Below are 15,385 nucleotides of genomic sequence, written 5' to 3'. Positions count from 1 at the left end.
CAAGTCGGAGACGGGTTTGCGAACTCTAGAGACCGATTGCGGATGCGGTCACGCGTCTTTGCCGCGAAGTCCGTGAGGAACGTCTCCCGCGGTCGGTGGTTGATATCTGCCGAACCGAAACGAGGCTCTCGATGTCAAACCAGCAGGAACAGAAATCAGAACTCTCGCAAGCGGAGGCTACGGATCGCGTCTGGGAGCTCGCAAAAGAAATCGACATTTGCATGTTTGTGACGTGGGATGGGGAATATACGCGCGCCAGGCCATTGTCTGCGCGTGTTCATCGTGACGACAACGCAATCTATTTCCTCGTGAATGCGGACAGCGCTAAGAATCATCAACTGGAACGTTTTCCCAAAGTCACTTTGGCCTGGAGCGACAACAGCAGATACAAGTACGTGACGGTTTCAGGTAAGGCGAACGTCGCCAACGATCGACCCAAGATAGAGCAGCTTTGGGAGAAGACTGATGAAGCTTGGTGGGACAGCGCGAAGGACCCGGAGATCCGCTTAATCACGGTGGCGCCAGACGAAGCTGAACTATGGGACAGCCCCGGAAAGATTGTAGCGACGGCCAAAATGGTAATGGCAGCTGTGACCGGAGCTAAGCCCGATGTCGGCGACAACGCGAAAGTGGATTTGTAGAAAGATGAGCGCGAGCGCGCGTCTGCGCGACTTGGTTCTCAGTCGCTACCGCGCGTACCGCTTTTCAACGATGTCTGCTTTGCGCCCCAGATCGGTCGCTAGCCGGAGCGGTAGACATTCCAAAAGTTGCCGCTCGTTCGGCGTGCACTGACAGACACTATTGGTAAATAACGGACCATCCACTTTGAAGCGGACTACGTACGCTGCCTATCGTTCATGGGCAGGAAATAGCTGACGACCATGATCTTGAATGACACCAGCTTTTGGTTGTTAGGCTAAGTAACGCCGATTGGCGGCCCCTGTTCGATACGTGCGAGACATCAAGAGGACAAACAAACTTGGCGATCGCCGCGTGATGTTTGTTGGATCGCTGTCGAATTGTATAATCTGCAACTACCTTTGAATTTGTCCTGGACGCGGCAACCTCTGCGCTACGCGGCCATCAGCAAAGTGACGCTAAAGCTTGGCTTTGCTCCAAAGTAGGGTGCGCACGTATCCGATTGGCCGGACGATGACGCATGCGGTTATCGACGCTGCTTATAAATTATTGTCGTTCGGGCGCGGGATCGTCTAGCTGTTACAAGTGGCTGTGAAGCTCTATTTTACCCGTTCGAGCCGAACCGATACGTAGCCTGGTCGGTTGAAGATCGAGACGTCACCGGTGACCTTGCCAAGAATAACGATTCCCGGCGCGGGCACCTGACCTTTGCGGTAGTAGATCACGAAGTCATCCGACCCCCACAGGCCAAGGGTGCCGACCTCAAAATCGCGTTGCCGAGCGGCCTGCGGCAGCGATGATGGCAGATCACCGGTCTTTTCCTGACGGAGATGATCACGCATGCCAATCGTGAGCGGCAGCATTAGTGCCAATGCCCGAGATGCTGCGTTATCAGCTAGTTCGGCCGTAACGTCACCCCATTCAGAAATAATCCGGATGCGCTCCTGCGCCATAGTCGTTCCTGTCATGAATAGACTGAGAGCGGCCGAGATAATCCACCTTGCGGAGCGCATAAGCTACCTCCTCCCGATCGTCGGCTCGCTGGTCCGTCGAATCAAAGTGACCAGCCGCCGTCGACTACGATCTCGGATCCGGTCACGAAGCCGCCGAGATCCGAGCACATCCACAGAACGGCTTCGGCAATTTCCTCTGGCTGGCCCAGTCGGCCAACCGGTTCAAGGTTAATCGCCTTTTGGACATCTCCGGCCGTGAAGCGGTCCATCATCGCTGTCGCGATGTTGCCGGGAAGTACCGCATTCACGCGAATGTTCTGCTTCGCATAATCAAGCGCGGCCGACTTCGTCATGCCGCCGATGGCGTGCTTGGAGGCGGTGTAAGAGGCGCCGCCCTCGACTCCGCGGATGCCGGCTCCGGACGATGTGTTCACCACTACGCCTCGTCCTTGCTTCACCATGTGTGCCAACTCATACTTCATGCAGATGAAGGTGCCGCGCAGATTGACGTTCAGGATGCGGTCCCATTCCTCGAGCTCAATCTCGTGCAGCGGTGCCGCCTTGTTCTCGATGCCGGCGTTGTTGAACGCGTAGTCAAGGCTGCCGAATGTCGCGACGGTCTTTGCTACGGCGGCCTCGACGGCGACCGGCTGCGATACGTCGCATGGGATCGCGAGTACTTCGCCGACGGCAGACTTCACCATCTCCGCTGTCTCGCTCAACGCCTGCGCGTCACGGTCAAGGATAGCGACTCGCGCGCCTTCCGCCGCAAAAGCGATAGCGGTGGCGCGTCCAATGCCGTTGGCGGCGCCAGTGATGAAAGCGGTTTTGCCCTCAAAGCGGTTAGGTCGCGACATTGTTTCGTCTCCTGATCGATGGGTTTCGTGGGCCGGTGCACGGTGAGATGCACCGCGCTTCTCCTGTCGATCTGGAAGATAAACCGTAGGCGTTTAGTCGAAAATCTGCTAAAAACATCATGGAGATATAAGAGTAGGTTATAAATGGTTCGTGGAAACGTTAGTGACCTGATTGCATTTCTGGCCGTAGCGCGGGCAGGCAGTTTTACGCGAGGTGCGGGTCAACTCGGAATTTCGCAGCCGGCGTTGAGTCAAACGATCAAAGAGCTCGAAGGGCGACTCGGCCTGCGCCTGCTCAGCCGAACAACACGCAGCGTATCAACGACCGAGGCCGGTGAACGGTTGCTGCGGACAATCGCCCCCCATTTCGACGGAATCGAAGCCGGCTTGGCTGCACTGACTGAGCTGCGAGATAAGCCCGCGGGCACCATCAGGATTAGTGTTGGCGATCAACCGTCCGAGTCGATCCTGTTGCCTGTCGTGGCCCAGCTACTGCCGCAGTATCCTGACCTTAACGTGGAAATAAGTGTCAACAACGGTTTCGTTGACATCGTCGCCGAGCGCTTCGACGCCGGCGTTCGGCTTGGCGAAACCCTGGCGCAGGACATGATCGCCGTCCCCATCGGGCCGGACCTGCGCATGGGTGTGGTGGGTTCACCAGCTTATCTGGAACGAAAGCCCGCGCCCCGGACGCCTCATGACCTGTCCGCACATGCGTGCATCGGTATGCGGTATACGCCTGAGGGCGGGATCGGCATTTGGGATTTCGACAAGGATGGACGCGCCGTCAATGTCCGCGTCGAGTGCCAGTTGGTCGTCAGTACGATCAGCTTGGCCCGTTTAGCCGCCCTCCAAGGTGTTGGCCTTGCGTATCTCCCGCTCGACTACGTCGAGCCCTACATCAAGGCCGGCGAGCTTGTCAGCGTTCTCTCAAAGTGGTGCGGTCTGTTTCCCGGTTATCACCTCTACTATCCCAGCCGTCGTCAGCATTCGGCGGCATTCGCCCTCCTCGTCGATGCGCTCCGCAGAAGCCGCTAGTTTTATCCGTCATCGTAGCATTTGCTCATGTGCTTATTACCGAACGCTTACGCTTCCTCGCGGCTTTGCTGACACTTCGGCACCGGCTTACGTGCGCACTGGATCGTGAATGAGCGAGGAGAAGTCATTGGTAGCTTGATCACGGCCATGGCCGCGGTTGGCAGCAGCAGCGAGCCACTTTCGATCGTCTGATTTTGACAATGGCGCGAGTAGTTGTCGTGATTTGCTGCCAAATGGCGGCTAACCGCTCTTCAATGCTCAAGATCGGACCTTCTGCTCCCGGCCCCGAACCAGATGCTGGTCAGCCAGGATGCTACTGCTAGCCTGATGGTGCGGCGCGAAGTGGGTTAGTTTCTACAACCGATAGAGACGGGCTGCATTGTCGTGCAGGACGCGGCGTCGCATTCCTTCGTCGGCTTTCAATGCATTTCGAATAGCGCTGACGATGTCGGCGTAGCTAGTCCAAAGTTTTTCGATCGGAAAGTTTGAACCCCAGACACATCGGTCCGGTCCGAACAACTCGAGCGTCTGACCAACAATCTCAGATATATGCTGAGCATCGTTCTTGCGAATGAACGTGCCGAGGCCCGAGAATTTGGTGTTGACGTTAGGCTGTTGCGCGAGAAGCTTCATGCCTTCAAGCCAACGATCGCGGCCGCTTTTGGACAAATCTTCGGGCATGCCCGCGTGTTCGAGGACGAAGGTGATATTTGGAAAGCTCGCCGCGAGAGCCGCGCCATCCGCCATCTGAGAAGCGAAAACCTGAAGTTCAAAGAGCCAGCCGTATTCTTCGAGCCGCGCGATATTTTGGCGGAATGCGGGCGTGTTCATGAGATCCGACTTTGCCGCAAAACGATAGAGCGTGTTCTCATGCCAATGAAGTTGCTGTCGTACGCCGCGCATCAGCGGTGACCGCGACTGTGCCTTCATCACTTCGGCAGCATTGTCGCTCTGCAGATCGACAAAGCTGACGATCGCATGCGGCCAACCTGTTCGCTCGGCTTCGGAGTGAACCCAGTCGACCTCTTCGATGGCTCGCTCGACTGCCCAGTTGGTTTGCACATAGACCGATTTGACGACGCCGGTGTTCTTGATGTCGCCAAGGAACTCCTCGACTGGATAGTCCCGCTTTATCGCATCGTAGGCACCGAAGATGCGCGGGACTGTCGGTCCTTGCAGCCACGGCTGATCCGCTTGCCGCCAGATGTGGTGATGCGCATCGATGATTGGCTCAGACATTGTGCTCTTTCAAAGTAGGACGAGCGCGATTGAAGGGAACAGCGTGAGGAGGATAAGCACTGCAGCGAGTGCGAATACGAATGGAAACGCGCCCTGAACAACTTCCTTCATTGTAGTTCCGGAGACCCCGGTGATCACAAAAAGATTCAGCCCAATCGGCGGCGTGATAGCTGCAATTTCGATGTTCAAAGTCAGAACGATCGCAAAGTGGATTGGATTGATCCCAAGTGCGTGCACGGTAGGAAGCAGTAGCGGTGTGACCACAGTTAAAAGCGTGAAGCCATCGAGAAAGCAGCCCAAGACAATGAGCACGGCGTTGACGAGGAACAGAAACGACAGCGCTGATAAATCGAGCGCCTTGATGCCCGCCACGATGGTTTCCGGAATTCCGGCGAGCGTCGCGACCATGCCGACAAATAGCGCCCCGGAAAGAATGAAAAGAATTGCTCCGGTAGACCGGGCGCTATCGATGAAAATTCCGGGCAAGTCGCTAAGCCTGATGGTGCGGTAGACGAACATACCCACCAAGATGCCATAGACCGCCGAAACACCCGCAGCTTCCGTTGGTGTAAAGACGCCGAAGTAAATCCCGCCGAGCACGATGCCAGGCATTGCGAGTGCGGGCCCAGCCAGGACGAAGCTGGACCAAACGCGCGACCAGGAGAATGGCTCAGTTCTCTTTCCGTAACCATTGCGACGTGCAATCCAGAAGGCAACGATGCCGATGGCGGTTGCAGCCACAAGTCCCGGAACAATTCCAGCAACGAACAAGTCCTTCACTGATTGCTGCGCCATCTCTGCGTAAATCACGAAGGTCACGCTCGGCGGAATAAGAATTCCCAACGTGCCACCAGCAGCCATGAGGCCAGCCGTGAAGGCGCGCGGATATCCGAGTGTGCCCATCACCGGAATCATGACACGACCAAGCGCAGCGGCAGAGGCGACTGACGACCCGGTCATCGCGCCAAAGATAGCCGACGCACCGCTTGCGCCGATAGAGGCACCTCCCGCGACGGAGCCGACGAGACTCTGCATAAGGTCAAACAAGAATTTTGCAAAACCCGACCGCAACATGATGTTGCCAGCCAAGATGAAGAACGGGATGGCTAGCAGGACGAAGCTATCGAGCCCCGAATACAATGACTGAGCGATCTGTGTGAACGACGTCACTTTGAAGACCGCAACAGCGACGAGCCCCGTCAGCCAAAGCGCGAATCCGACCGGCAGCCCCAACGCGAGCAAAACGAGCAGTGCGATGATGAGAAACGCCGCCATAGCTCAAGCCTCGACGCTCGCGACCGGTTGTTCAGGCCGGATGCCGATGATGCGGAGAAGCAGGCGCAGGCTCATCAGCGCGAAGCACACCGGAATGATGGCTTGCGCCATCCAAATCGGGAATGGAAGATCGGAATGCGCAAACGATATGCCGAATAACGCGGACTCCTGAACGTAGCGAAATCCTAACCACGTCGCCGTCAGCGCAAACGCGAGGCACGCCGCATCCGTCACGCGTTCCGCAATAATCCTCGCTGAAGCGGACAGTTTGTCGACGAACAATTCGACGCGAACGTGGGCACCGTCGCGAGTAAGACCGACCGCACTAACATAAGTCATCGCAATCAGCAGCACACGCGACAGTTCGTCAGTCCAAAGATTCGATCTGCCAAAAGCGCCGCGCCCTACCAGCTCGAAAACCACGATTCCGAGGACAGCCGCGAGAATGCCGCCCGCCGCGACATCCTCGAGCTTTCCGAGGACTTCAGAGAAGCGCTTGAGGGATTTCATTTGCCGTACTGCTGAACGCGCTCGATAAGTTGCGGACCAATCTGCGTTTCAAATTCTTTCCAAACTGGTCGAGTCGCTTCGATCCAAACCTTGCGTTCTTCTGGCGTTTGTATGTGTACGTCGACGCCGACGGCGCGCATACCCGTGATAGCCTTTTGCGACTCAGCTTCCGCTCGCTCGCGGTGCCGCCGCGCAACGTCAACCGCTACCTCTTGGATAATTTTGCGCAGTTCCGGGTCCAGCTTGTTCCACCACGTGGCGTTCACCATCCAGGGGTAAAACGCGATGTAGTAGTTTGCATATGTGACGTGCTTGATGCTCTCATTCCACTTGTAGATTAGATAGTTGTCGGTCGGAACGTTGAGGCCATCGATCACGCCTTGTTGGATTGCCGGCGACAGCTCGACGAAATTGAGCGAGACCGGCGTAGCACCAAGCGCTTTCAGCATCGCGAGGTTGACACGGCCGAGACCGCGCATCTTGAGGCCGGCCATATCTCGAGGATTTCGGATCGCAGTACGCTTGGTGCCGGGGACCAGATAGTCGAACGGCAAGACGCCGATAATCTTTCCGCCTTTGCTTTCGACTTCGCCGTACGCCTGCTCGAAGAAGCCGTCGTCGACCGCTTTGTAAAATGCTTCCTTGGTCGGGAACACGTAGGGCAGTTCGAACACAGCCAAGCGCGGGGAAAGCGCGCTCCAGTATGCCGAAATTAGCGTTGTCATTTCGGCATCGCCGCGAAGAAGAGCCTGCAGAAGATCGAGCCCCTTATAGAGACTGCCGCTAGGAAAGAGTTTGACTTCGACGCGGCCTTTTGTTCGCTCCTCGACGAGCCGCTTGAACTCTTGATTTGCGAGGCCGGGCGTAATGTCGAGTGAGTATTCGACTGGGAAGCGGATCGTCACTTCAGCCGCACGCGATGCGTTCGGGAGAAACGAGACTAAGATGAAAAGAGCGACAATGGCGCGTAACATGACCGTTCCTCGCACGTTGATTTATTTGCTGTAGGCGCGGACGCGCGCGATGAGTTCAGCGCCGATCTGTGGTTCAGCCTGTTTCCAAACGCTGGATGTCGCCTCGGCCCAAGCCCCGCGTTCTTCTGATGTTTGAACGTGGACGTCGACACCGTGCCGGCGCAACGCTTCGATTGCTTTATCGGTCTCGGCTTCAGATCGCGCGCGATGGCGCAGTGCGACTTCGATCGCAGTCTCCTGAATGATCTTACGCAGGTCGGGCGGAAGTCCACTCCACCATTTCGCGTTGGCCATCCAAGGATAGAACCCAAGATACGCCGGCGCATACGTAATGTGCTTGACCGACTCGTACCACTTGTAGGCCAGCATGATGTCGATCGGCGCATTGAGGCCATCGATCACCCCTTGCTGAAGCGCCGGGGAGAGTTCGACGAGATTCAGAGACACCGGCGAAGCGCCGAGCGACGATAAAATGGCTGAGTTTGTCCTTCCGAGGCCGCGCATCTTGAGCCCCGCCATGTCGCGAGGCGCGCGCAATGCTTTAGTCCGGGTCGCGAAGCCGAAATGATCATACGGCAAGACCGCGATGATCTTAGCTCCCTTCTGTTCGACGTCGCTATACGCAGACTCCATGAAGCCGGCATCATCGATCGCACGGTAGAACGCGCTCCGCTCGGGAAAGGCGTATGGCAACTCGAATACAGAAAGCTTGGGCGATAGCGCTGTCCAATAAGCCGACGTCAGCGTGCTCATCTCCGCATCGCCGCGCAGGATCGCTTGAACAAGATCGAGGCCCTTGTAGAGGCTTCCGCTCGGGAAAAGTTTGACCTCTACACGACCGTTCGTCTGCTGCTCGACTAGTTCCTTGAATTCGCGGTTCGCAACGCCGGGCGCAATGTCTGCCGCGTATTCGATCGGGAAACGGATCGTGATTTCTGCAGCAGCGGCAGAATTAATCGTCGCGGCGATGATCGGCAGCAGAAGCAAACGGCAAAGGCCCATCAGGCGCGCTCCCAGTTTCTTGTTGTGTTTTTCGACCATAGTTGGCATTTTCGAAACATGTCAATAGTTTCGAAAATCGCATGAGCGGTCGCGGCGAGCAAGCGTGGGCCAGGCTGCGCGGTGCAATTTTAAGTGGCGAACTACCGCCCGGCAAAAAGCTGCCCTTTCAGCAGCTGCAAGATATATGCGGCATGAGTGTCTCTCCGGTCCGCGAGGCTTTAACGCGTTTGGTGGCGGGCGGCCTCGTTGAGGGCGAGCACAACCGCGGCTATCGGGTGACGACAGTTTCTCGCCGAGATCTGGATGATCTTGTGAGCTTGCGGATCAAGCTCGATGGCTGGGCGCTCGAAAGGGCAATCGAAGTTGGCGACGACGAATGGGAGGCGCTCTGCGTTGCCGACCTGCATCGACTAGAACGCGTGCCACGCAAGCTGGAAAAACAACGGCTACACAACGAAGCGTGGGAAGAGCGGCACGCGAAGTTTCACGCGTCTATCCTCTCAGCCTGTGACTCCCCCCTACTCATTCAGTTCTCAGAACAACTGTACGCTCGAGCGGATCGCTATCGGCGCCTTTCGCTCACGGTCGAATTCGAACCGCGCGACGTTGAGGAAGAACATCGTGCGATCCTCGACGCATTACTCAAGCGTAAAAAGCGCGAAGCGAAAATGCTACTTGCGCAGCACTATGAAGCTACGGCAGCAGTGCTCCGAAAACATCTCGACGAACAGGAAGCGAGCCAACTCGAGGCATGATCTCGCAATCATGCTCGCGCGCGCCAAGCGTTGACTGCAGAGCTCGTATGAAGGCCGCACTCTGGTCTTTCCCTGTGTTGGCTTGATCAGTCCCCGCCACAAAGCGTTCGACGACGATCTCTTGCGCCTTGACGGTGATCATCCACCGTGCATTTTGCCGGTCTACCTGTCCCGCCCTTATGCCTAGTCAACCACAATGAACAATCTTCCTGCTGCCTCGGCGCCAGAGTGTCTACCGCCTGATTTCCTGCCGCGAGCTCCGAAGCTTCGGCTGCCGGATTTGACGTGCGACTGTCACGCACACATTTGCGGACCTGGAGCGGTGTACTCTTACAGCCCTAACCGGATCTACACGCCGCCTGACGCTCTGCTTAGCGAATACCGGACAATGCTTCGCACATTGGGCGTCACGCGCGCCGTGCTCGTGCAACCGAGTGTCTACGCGTCGGATATGACGGTGTTGTTGAGCGCTCTGAAGGATGCAGGAAGTGAGTTTCGCGGTGTCGCCGTCGTCGACCCCGCAATAAGCGACGATGAACTTGAACAGATGTCGATTGCAGGCGTCAGAGGCGTCCGGATCAACATCGTAGACGTGAAGGCTGGCAGCGCTGCCTTTGATTTTCAAGGTTTGCGACTGCTTGCCGAACGCATTCGTCCGCTCGGCTGGCACATGGAATTCTTGCTCCACGTAGACACGCTTCCCGACCTTGCGACGACATTCGAAAACTTTCCCGTCGATATTGTGTTCGGACATCTTGGGTATACGGCACCCGGCACAACTACAGACAACAAAGGTTTTCGAGATTTGCTAAGGCTGCTGCGGAACGGGAACACGTGGGTTAAACTCACCGGCCCGTACCGTATTTCTCGAGAGCAATTGCCCTACCCTGACGTTGTCGCCTTGGCGCACGCGTTGGTAAATGCGAACTCTGATCGTATCGTCTGGGGCACCGACTGGCCGCACGTCATGGTGCGCGGGGCAATGCCGAACGACGGAGATCTTTGCGATCTCCTGTCGGCATGGATCCCAAATGAGGCTACGCGCGAAAAGATCCTCTGCACAAATCCCGCACGTCTATACGGCTTTGATTAGAGACCTGTCAGATCAGGTTGATCTCTTGGAAATAGCGTAGCGCTCCGGGGTGGATTAATTCGCGGCGCGGCGCGGCCGCTATTGTGTTACGCGGAGTCGTCTCCTTGGCTTGACCGATCTCACTGATGAATGCTTCGCGGGCGCAGTCGAGGGCACGAACGAAGCTGTAGGCTGCATCATCGTTCAACGAACGCCGGGCAAGTATCAGGCTCCATGAACCGACGGAGGCAAACGGGGTACTCTGGCCAGGATAGCTTCCGGCTGGCAACGTCAGCGGCTTTAGAAAAGAATGCTTCTCGAGGATGCGATCACACTCTTCGTTGGTAGGCGTAACAAAGCGTCCACCTGCCGGGCCAGAGCAAATTTTTGCGAACCCCGGCCAACCTATTCCGCCACCCCAAAGCGCTGCAACGCGGCCATCCATCACCATTTCGGGCCCGTCGCCAGCTTTATCGAGGAAAACAGCGTCGAAGTCGCGATCCTGTTTAAGCCCAAGCCCATCTAGAACGTAGCGATTGAGAATTACGAGTCCGGACCCTTTGGCGCCGAAAGCAACCCGTGATCCGATGAGATCTGAGATGTTTCGGACAGGCGAGTCATCGCGAACGGCAAACATGCCCGGTGTGGAATACATGGCAGCCACGATCCATAACGAAGCCGGCGGGCGACCAATACCAGCGAAGGCCTCATAGGCGACTTCGCCCTGAACGAGCGCAAGATCGAGTTGGTCTTGCTCAAGCAATGGTACGTTCTCGGTGCTGCCCTTGGTGTTACGGCAAGCAACGCGAATTGTACTATCGGTCTTGGTGATCCCTTTTGCCAAAGCTTCTCCGTAAAACGGGAAGCCACCGCCAGGCGTAGCGGTTCCTAACGAGAGATCCATTGTTCCGCAGTCCATTAGTTTATCCGGCGAAGAGCGTGACTAAGAATGCCGCTGAGCTTCGCATTTGCAGCAGAGCTACTTTTGGTTTTCCGGCTTGGTCGCGTCGCTTCCGTAAATCTCCGCCACAATTTGATGCGGCTCGATAGCAGCGGGGATCCCGCAATACATCGCAATCAATAGAAGCACGTTTTGTATCTGCGGCAGAGTGCAGCCGTTCGCACGCGCACCCTTCGCATGGACTCGAAACTCGTTGGTACGGCCCGTAGCCGCGGTCATAGCGAGCATAACGAGGCTTCTCACCTCGTTTGAGATTCCGTCTCTGCTCCAGACATCACCATAAACATACGCATTGATGATGTGCTGGAATGGCGCCCCAAACTCGCCTGCGGCTTGCATCCTCTTCTCTACGTCGGCCTCGCCGAAGAATTTTTGGCGAAGCTTCAGTCCTCGGGCGCTCAACTCTTCGACATCCATGGCGTTTTTCCTTTGTCCGGTCATTTGCAGCTCTGGGCACCGAGTGAAGGGCGTCGCAGGGCTACTTACAGGCTGGTCGAGTTTGACGGCAAGATAATGATCCTATAGTTTGTCCGTACAAATAACAATAACCGGGGGAGATTTCGGATGCTTGCTCGTTTGGCGGTTGTCGCAACACTGACGTTGGCAACTGCGGTTTCGGCTGCTCGGGCAGCCGACGATTATCCGAAAAAAGCAATCCGCATTGTCGTGCCGTTTCCAGGCGGTGCAGGTCCGGATCATGTTGCTCGTTTGCTCGGTCAACATTGGCAAGAAGTGCTCGGACAAACTGTCGTCGTCGAGAATCGCACAGGCGCGCTCGGAAGCATTGGCGCCGCAGAAGTGGCGCGCGCAGCACCGGACGGCTACACAGTGATGATCGGAACGAATACGACGCACGCAAGCAATGTGTCGATGATGAAGAACCTGCCCTACGATCCGATAAAAGATTTTTCGCCGATCATTCGAACGACAACAACCGCAATGGTGTTGCTCGTGCGCCCGAACTTTCCCGCAAACAACCTCGATGAATTTTTAGCTTACGGTCGCGCCCATCCCGGACTCGCGGCCGGATTTGGTTCTGGCGCGGCGCAAATCTCTGTCGCGCAGTTGCAAAGTCGCGGCAAACTTTCGCTCATAGCGGCAACGTATCGTGGCGTGCCGCTCGCGATGACTGATGCAATGAGCGGATCGATTGATCTGACATTTGGCGATTTCTCTGTGTCGCTACCCCAGATGCAAGCTGGCACGCTGAAGGGCCTCGGCGTTACCTCGCCAACTCGGAGCACGCTCTTTCCCGACCTGCCGGCGTTAGCAGAGGCAATGCCGGGGTTTCAGGCCGAGATTTGGTATGGGATTTTTGCGCCCGCAAACACTCCGCAACCCATCGTCGAGAAATTGTATCGCGTCAGCAACGAGTTTCTCTCGATGCCCGCAACGCGCGACAAACTTGCAGCCGTCGGCGTTGTTACTGCGCCTATGAAACCGGACGAGTTCGGCGTGTTTGTCCGCAGCGAGATTTCACGTTGGGCGGCCGATGCGAAGGCCGCAAACATCGAGGCAAAATAGCATGCCGAGAACTCCGATCGGCATCGTGGGGCTCGGCCTGATCGGGTCGGCGATGGCAGATCGGCTTTCCGCTGCGGGGGTGCCGGTGTGCGGCTTCGACATTGTCCCGGATAGGATGGAAGGTGTAGCTGCGTCGGGAACTTCTCCAACGCCTTGGACGTCTTTGGTCGAATGCAAAGTCATCGTCATTGCGGTCTACGACGGCCCGCAGGCAGAGCGTGTCGTTGCAGACATTATCGCCAGTGGATTCAAACCTACGATTATCTGCGTCACAACCTGTGACCTCGACACAGTAAAGCGACTCGCCAGTCGCGCAGCCGCTGCAAAGATTCAGTTTGTAGAGGCGCCCATCTCAGGCACCAGTGCTGAGGTTCGCGACGGCGGATCCAGCGTTTTCATCGGCGCCGATGCCGCTTCTCAGGGAGTCGCTCAATCGGTCATGTCGCTGGTATGTGCAAATGTGTTTGTCGTCGGAGGCCTCGGCTCCGCAAGTCTGATGAAACTCGCAATCAATCTTGTATTGCAGAGCAACCGCGCCGCACTCGCTGAGGGCATTGCTTTTGCGGAAGCGGTTGGCATCAACGGCGCTTCGTTTCTAAAAGCTGCCAAAGTCTCAGCCGCGTACTCACGTGTTATGGAAACAAAGGGCGAAAAAATGCTCCAGCGCGATTTCTCGCCACAGTCGCGTATCGGACAAACGCTAAAAGACGCTGACCTAATTCTCTCCGCTGCAGAGGCCAACGGCTTGAAGCTGCGTATGACGAGCGCGCAACGGACAATCTTAAGCGACACGATTGCAGCTCAAGGAACTGACGTGGACAGCTGCGCCATCATCGCGACTTTATTGGCACATTCAAAGGCAACCGCATGATGCGTGCTGCAATTGCAGGGCTTGGCCGATGGGGGCGCGCCATCGTCGCAGCCGCGCAGGACTGCCACCAATTGCGCTTTGTCGCCGCTGTCGAAACTGACCTCGACGGCGCTCGATCGTTTTGTGCGAAGCATGACATCCGTTTGACGGATCGCTTGCAGGACATCCTGAGTGACTCCACGATCGACGCTGTTTTTATCGTCACGCCACATTCTCTTCATCGTGAGCAGGTCTTGGCGTGCGCTGCCGCGGGAAAGCATGTTTTTTGTGAAAAGCCACTTGCACTCACAGTAAACGATGCGTCGGCAATGTTTGCTGCTTGTCGTGCCGCGAAGGTCAAACTCGCCGTCGGACACAATCGCAGGTTCTGGCCGTCAATGATTGCGTTGCGCGATACCATTCGTAGCGGCGAATTGGGCACGCTTCTGCACGTCGAAGGTCACAACAGCAACGAGAACTCGAAGGCTGTTCTCGCTGGATGGCGCCTATCAGCCGCCGAATCTCCCGGAGGCGGATTGACAGGATCGGGCCTCCATATCCTGGACAGTCTTGTCGCTATGCTCGGACCCGTCAGCACGATTCAAGCACTCCTTACAACACAACGCGAGGAACCGCCTCAGCTCGATACGGCAACTGCGGTCATGCAATTCGCCAATGGCATGAGCGGTACAATGTCTACGATTCGAATGACGCCTTACTACTGGCGCGTCCACGTTTTCGGAACCAACGGATCGGCCGAGGTGCTTGGCGAGAACAGCATGATTTTGCGAAAATCCGGCCAGGCAATGATTCAACGTGAATTTCCAACCACGGACACGCTGCGTGCCGAAATTGAAGCCTTCATTGCGCAGTGCACCGAAAGGGCCCCCTATCCGGTGAGCGAGGAAGAAGTAACGAGCACGCTGGCGGCTTTTGAAGGTATATTGGCCGCCATGCGCAGCGGCTTGGCGGTCAAGATCCAATGAGAGGGCCAGCAGCGCGGAAGTTGCCACGCTATCGCGAGATTGCTGGTGAACTTCAGCGAGAAATTCGCTCGGGCGAGTATCCGATCGGATCGCTCCTTCCGATCGAGGCTCAGCTGATGGAGCGTTTTGCAGCAAGTCGTCAGACTATTCGGGAAGCGCTGCGCATCATCTCCGAACAAGGACTTATTGTTCGCAGACCCGGCATTGGCTCTATCGTTATATCGTCGGAGCCGCCGACCCTGTTTACACACAGCATCGACTCGGCATCGGAGTGGCTTCGTTATTCCAACGAGACCTACCGTGAAGTCATTGCAACTAAGGAAATCACGGCCGACTTCCACATTGCAGCACTACTGAAATGTGAACCGAAGAAGCGATGGTTTCTGATTGAAGCGGTCCGTCGCTCTGATGCATTCGCGGCTCCGCTTGGATGGGCACAATTTTATGTTTTGCCGAAATTCGCCAGCGTCGTTGATCGTCGAGATCATGGCCGCACGCCGGTACATGAACAGATCGCTCGAACCTTTGGTCAAGTGATTGAGCATGCGCAGCTTGAGGTCCTAGCGCGCGGCATGCCTGCAGATATCGCACCCTACCTCGGCGCCGAACCGGAATCGCCGTCTCTAACGATGATACGTCGATATTTCGGACGGAACGACGAGCTCTTCGCTGTTACCGTGACGACACATCCGGAAGGTCGATATACGTACGTCATGGATATGCGTAGGGCTCTCAAGTCCAACGCGTGAA

The 15,385-nt window shown here is 56.5% G+C and carries 17 protein-coding genes; 8 read left to right on the top strand and 9 right to left on the bottom strand.

Annotation, left to right across the window (positions count from 1 at the left end; all coding sequences use genetic code 11):
• Positions 1 to 131: 131 nt before the first annotated feature.
• Positions 132 to 641 (top strand): pyridoxamine 5'-phosphate oxidase family protein, encoded by a 510-nt coding sequence (locus GJW30_RS05685; RefSeq protein WP_096358675.1) that lies wholly within the window; start codon positions 132 to 134, stop codon positions 639 to 641.
• Between the two features lie 597 nt (positions 642 to 1,238).
• Here the strand turns inward: GJW30_RS05685 and GJW30_RS05680 are convergent.
• Both GJW30_RS05680 and GJW30_RS05675 read right to left on the bottom strand, forming a co-directional pair.
• Complete coding sequence (locus tag GJW30_RS05680) at positions 1,239 to 1,592, bottom strand: cyclophilin-like fold protein (RefSeq protein ID WP_165391610.1); 354 nt, start codon at positions 1,590 to 1,592, stop codon at positions 1,239 to 1,241.
• A 101-nt stretch (positions 1,593 to 1,693) separates the two neighbouring features.
• Positions 1,694 to 2,449, bottom strand: coding sequence for an SDR family NAD(P)-dependent oxidoreductase (locus GJW30_RS05675; RefSeq protein WP_096352795.1), 756 nt, complete (start codon positions 2,447 to 2,449; stop codon positions 1,694 to 1,696).
• A 144-nt stretch (positions 2,450 to 2,593) separates the two neighbouring features.
• On the opposite strand from GJW30_RS05675, the gene GJW30_RS05670 reads away from it, so the two are divergent.
• Positions 2,594 to 3,487, top strand: a complete 894-nt coding sequence (locus tag GJW30_RS05670) for a LysR family transcriptional regulator (RefSeq protein ID WP_096352792.1) — start codon at positions 2,594 to 2,596, stop codon at positions 3,485 to 3,487.
• Positions 3,488 to 3,841: 354 nt separating this feature from the next.
• On the opposite strand, the gene GJW30_RS05665 is transcribed toward GJW30_RS05670, so the two are convergent.
• Genes GJW30_RS05665 through GJW30_RS05645 form a run of 5 tightly spaced genes read right to left on the bottom strand, consistent with a single transcriptional unit; the run spans position 3,842 to position 8,487 of the window.
• A complete protein-coding gene (locus GJW30_RS05665; RefSeq protein ID WP_096352789.1) occupies positions 3,842 to 4,726 on the bottom strand; it encodes an amidohydrolase family protein in 885 nt (294 codons plus the stop codon).
• A gap of 9 nt (positions 4,727 to 4,735) precedes the next feature.
• A complete protein-coding gene (locus tag GJW30_RS05660; RefSeq protein WP_096352786.1) occupies positions 4,736 to 6,001 on the bottom strand; it encodes a TRAP transporter large permease in 1,266 nt (421 codons plus the stop codon).
• A gap of 3 nt (positions 6,002 to 6,004) precedes the next feature.
• Positions 6,005 to 6,511, bottom strand: a complete 507-nt coding sequence (locus tag GJW30_RS05655) for a TRAP transporter small permease (RefSeq protein ID WP_096352783.1) — start codon at positions 6,509 to 6,511, stop codon at positions 6,005 to 6,007.
• On the bottom strand, positions 6,508 to 7,485 hold the full coding sequence (locus tag GJW30_RS05650) for a TRAP transporter substrate-binding protein (protein ID WP_096352780.1): 978 nt from the start codon (positions 7,483 to 7,485) through the stop codon (positions 6,508 to 6,510). Before GJW30_RS05650 ends, GJW30_RS05655 begins: the two co-directional genes overlap by 4 nt.
• 21 nt (positions 7,486 to 7,506) lie before the next feature.
• Positions 7,507 to 8,487: a TRAP transporter substrate-binding protein gene (locus tag GJW30_RS05645; protein ID WP_157746695.1), complete on the bottom strand. Its 981-nt coding sequence runs from the start codon at positions 8,485 to 8,487 to the stop codon at positions 7,507 to 7,509.
• Positions 8,488 to 8,567: 80 nt separating this feature from the next.
• Between GJW30_RS05645 and GJW30_RS05640 the strand changes: the two genes are divergently transcribed.
• Both GJW30_RS05640 and GJW30_RS05635 read left to right on the top strand, forming a co-directional pair.
• On the top strand, positions 8,568 to 9,242 hold the full coding sequence (locus GJW30_RS05640; protein WP_096352774.1) for a GntR family transcriptional regulator: 675 nt from the start codon (positions 8,568 to 8,570) through the stop codon (positions 9,240 to 9,242).
• A 196-nt stretch (positions 9,243 to 9,438) separates the two neighbouring features.
• Entirely contained in the window at positions 9,439 to 10,335 is an 897-nt protein-coding gene (locus GJW30_RS05635) for an amidohydrolase family protein (protein ID WP_096352771.1), read from the top strand.
• Positions 10,336 to 10,342: 7 nt separating this feature from the next.
• Here the strand turns inward: GJW30_RS05635 and GJW30_RS05630 are convergent, their stop codons facing one another.
• Together GJW30_RS05630 and GJW30_RS05625 are read right to left on the bottom strand one after the other, a co-directional pair.
• A complete protein-coding gene (locus GJW30_RS05630) occupies positions 10,343 to 11,158 on the bottom strand; it encodes a TAXI family TRAP transporter solute-binding subunit (protein ID WP_245408669.1) in 816 nt (271 codons plus the stop codon).
• A 135-nt stretch (positions 11,159 to 11,293) separates the two neighbouring features.
• Positions 11,294 to 11,692: a carboxymuconolactone decarboxylase family protein gene (locus tag GJW30_RS05625; RefSeq protein ID WP_157746694.1), complete on the bottom strand. Its 399-nt coding sequence runs from the start codon at positions 11,690 to 11,692 to the stop codon at positions 11,294 to 11,296.
• A gap of 159 nt (positions 11,693 to 11,851) precedes the next feature.
• Between GJW30_RS05625 and GJW30_RS05620 the strand changes: the two genes are divergently transcribed.
• From GJW30_RS05620 to GJW30_RS05605, 4 genes are read left to right on the top strand one after another with little or no spacing between them, the layout of a single operon-like run.
• Positions 11,852 to 12,799 carry a Bug family tripartite tricarboxylate transporter substrate binding protein gene (locus GJW30_RS05620; RefSeq protein WP_245408668.1) on the top strand — a complete coding sequence of 316 codons (948 nt, stop codon included), beginning with the start codon at positions 11,852 to 11,854 and terminating at the stop codon, positions 12,797 to 12,799.
• Between the two features lies 1 nt (position 12,800).
• On the top strand, positions 12,801 to 13,670 hold the full coding sequence (locus tag GJW30_RS05615; protein WP_165391609.1) for an NAD(P)-dependent oxidoreductase: 870 nt from the start codon (positions 12,801 to 12,803) through the stop codon (positions 13,668 to 13,670).
• Positions 13,667 to 14,635 (top strand): Gfo/Idh/MocA family protein, encoded by a 969-nt coding sequence (locus tag GJW30_RS05610; RefSeq protein ID WP_096352756.1) that lies wholly within the window; start codon positions 13,667 to 13,669, stop codon positions 14,633 to 14,635. Before GJW30_RS05615 ends, GJW30_RS05610 begins: the two co-directional genes overlap by 4 nt.
• 20 nt (positions 14,636 to 14,655) lie before the next feature.
• Positions 14,656 to 15,384: a GntR family transcriptional regulator gene (locus GJW30_RS05605; RefSeq protein ID WP_165391608.1), complete on the top strand. Its 729-nt coding sequence runs from the start codon at positions 14,656 to 14,658 to the stop codon at positions 15,382 to 15,384.
• The last annotated feature ends 1 nt before the right edge of the window (position 15,385 follow it).

This window comes from Variibacter gotjawalensis (assembly GCF_002355335.1).
GTDB lineage: Bacteria > Pseudomonadota > Alphaproteobacteria > Rhizobiales > Xanthobacteraceae > Variibacter > Variibacter gotjawalensis.
Note: the sequence above shows the minus strand (reverse complement) of the source record. Positions and strands in the feature narration are given on the sequence as shown.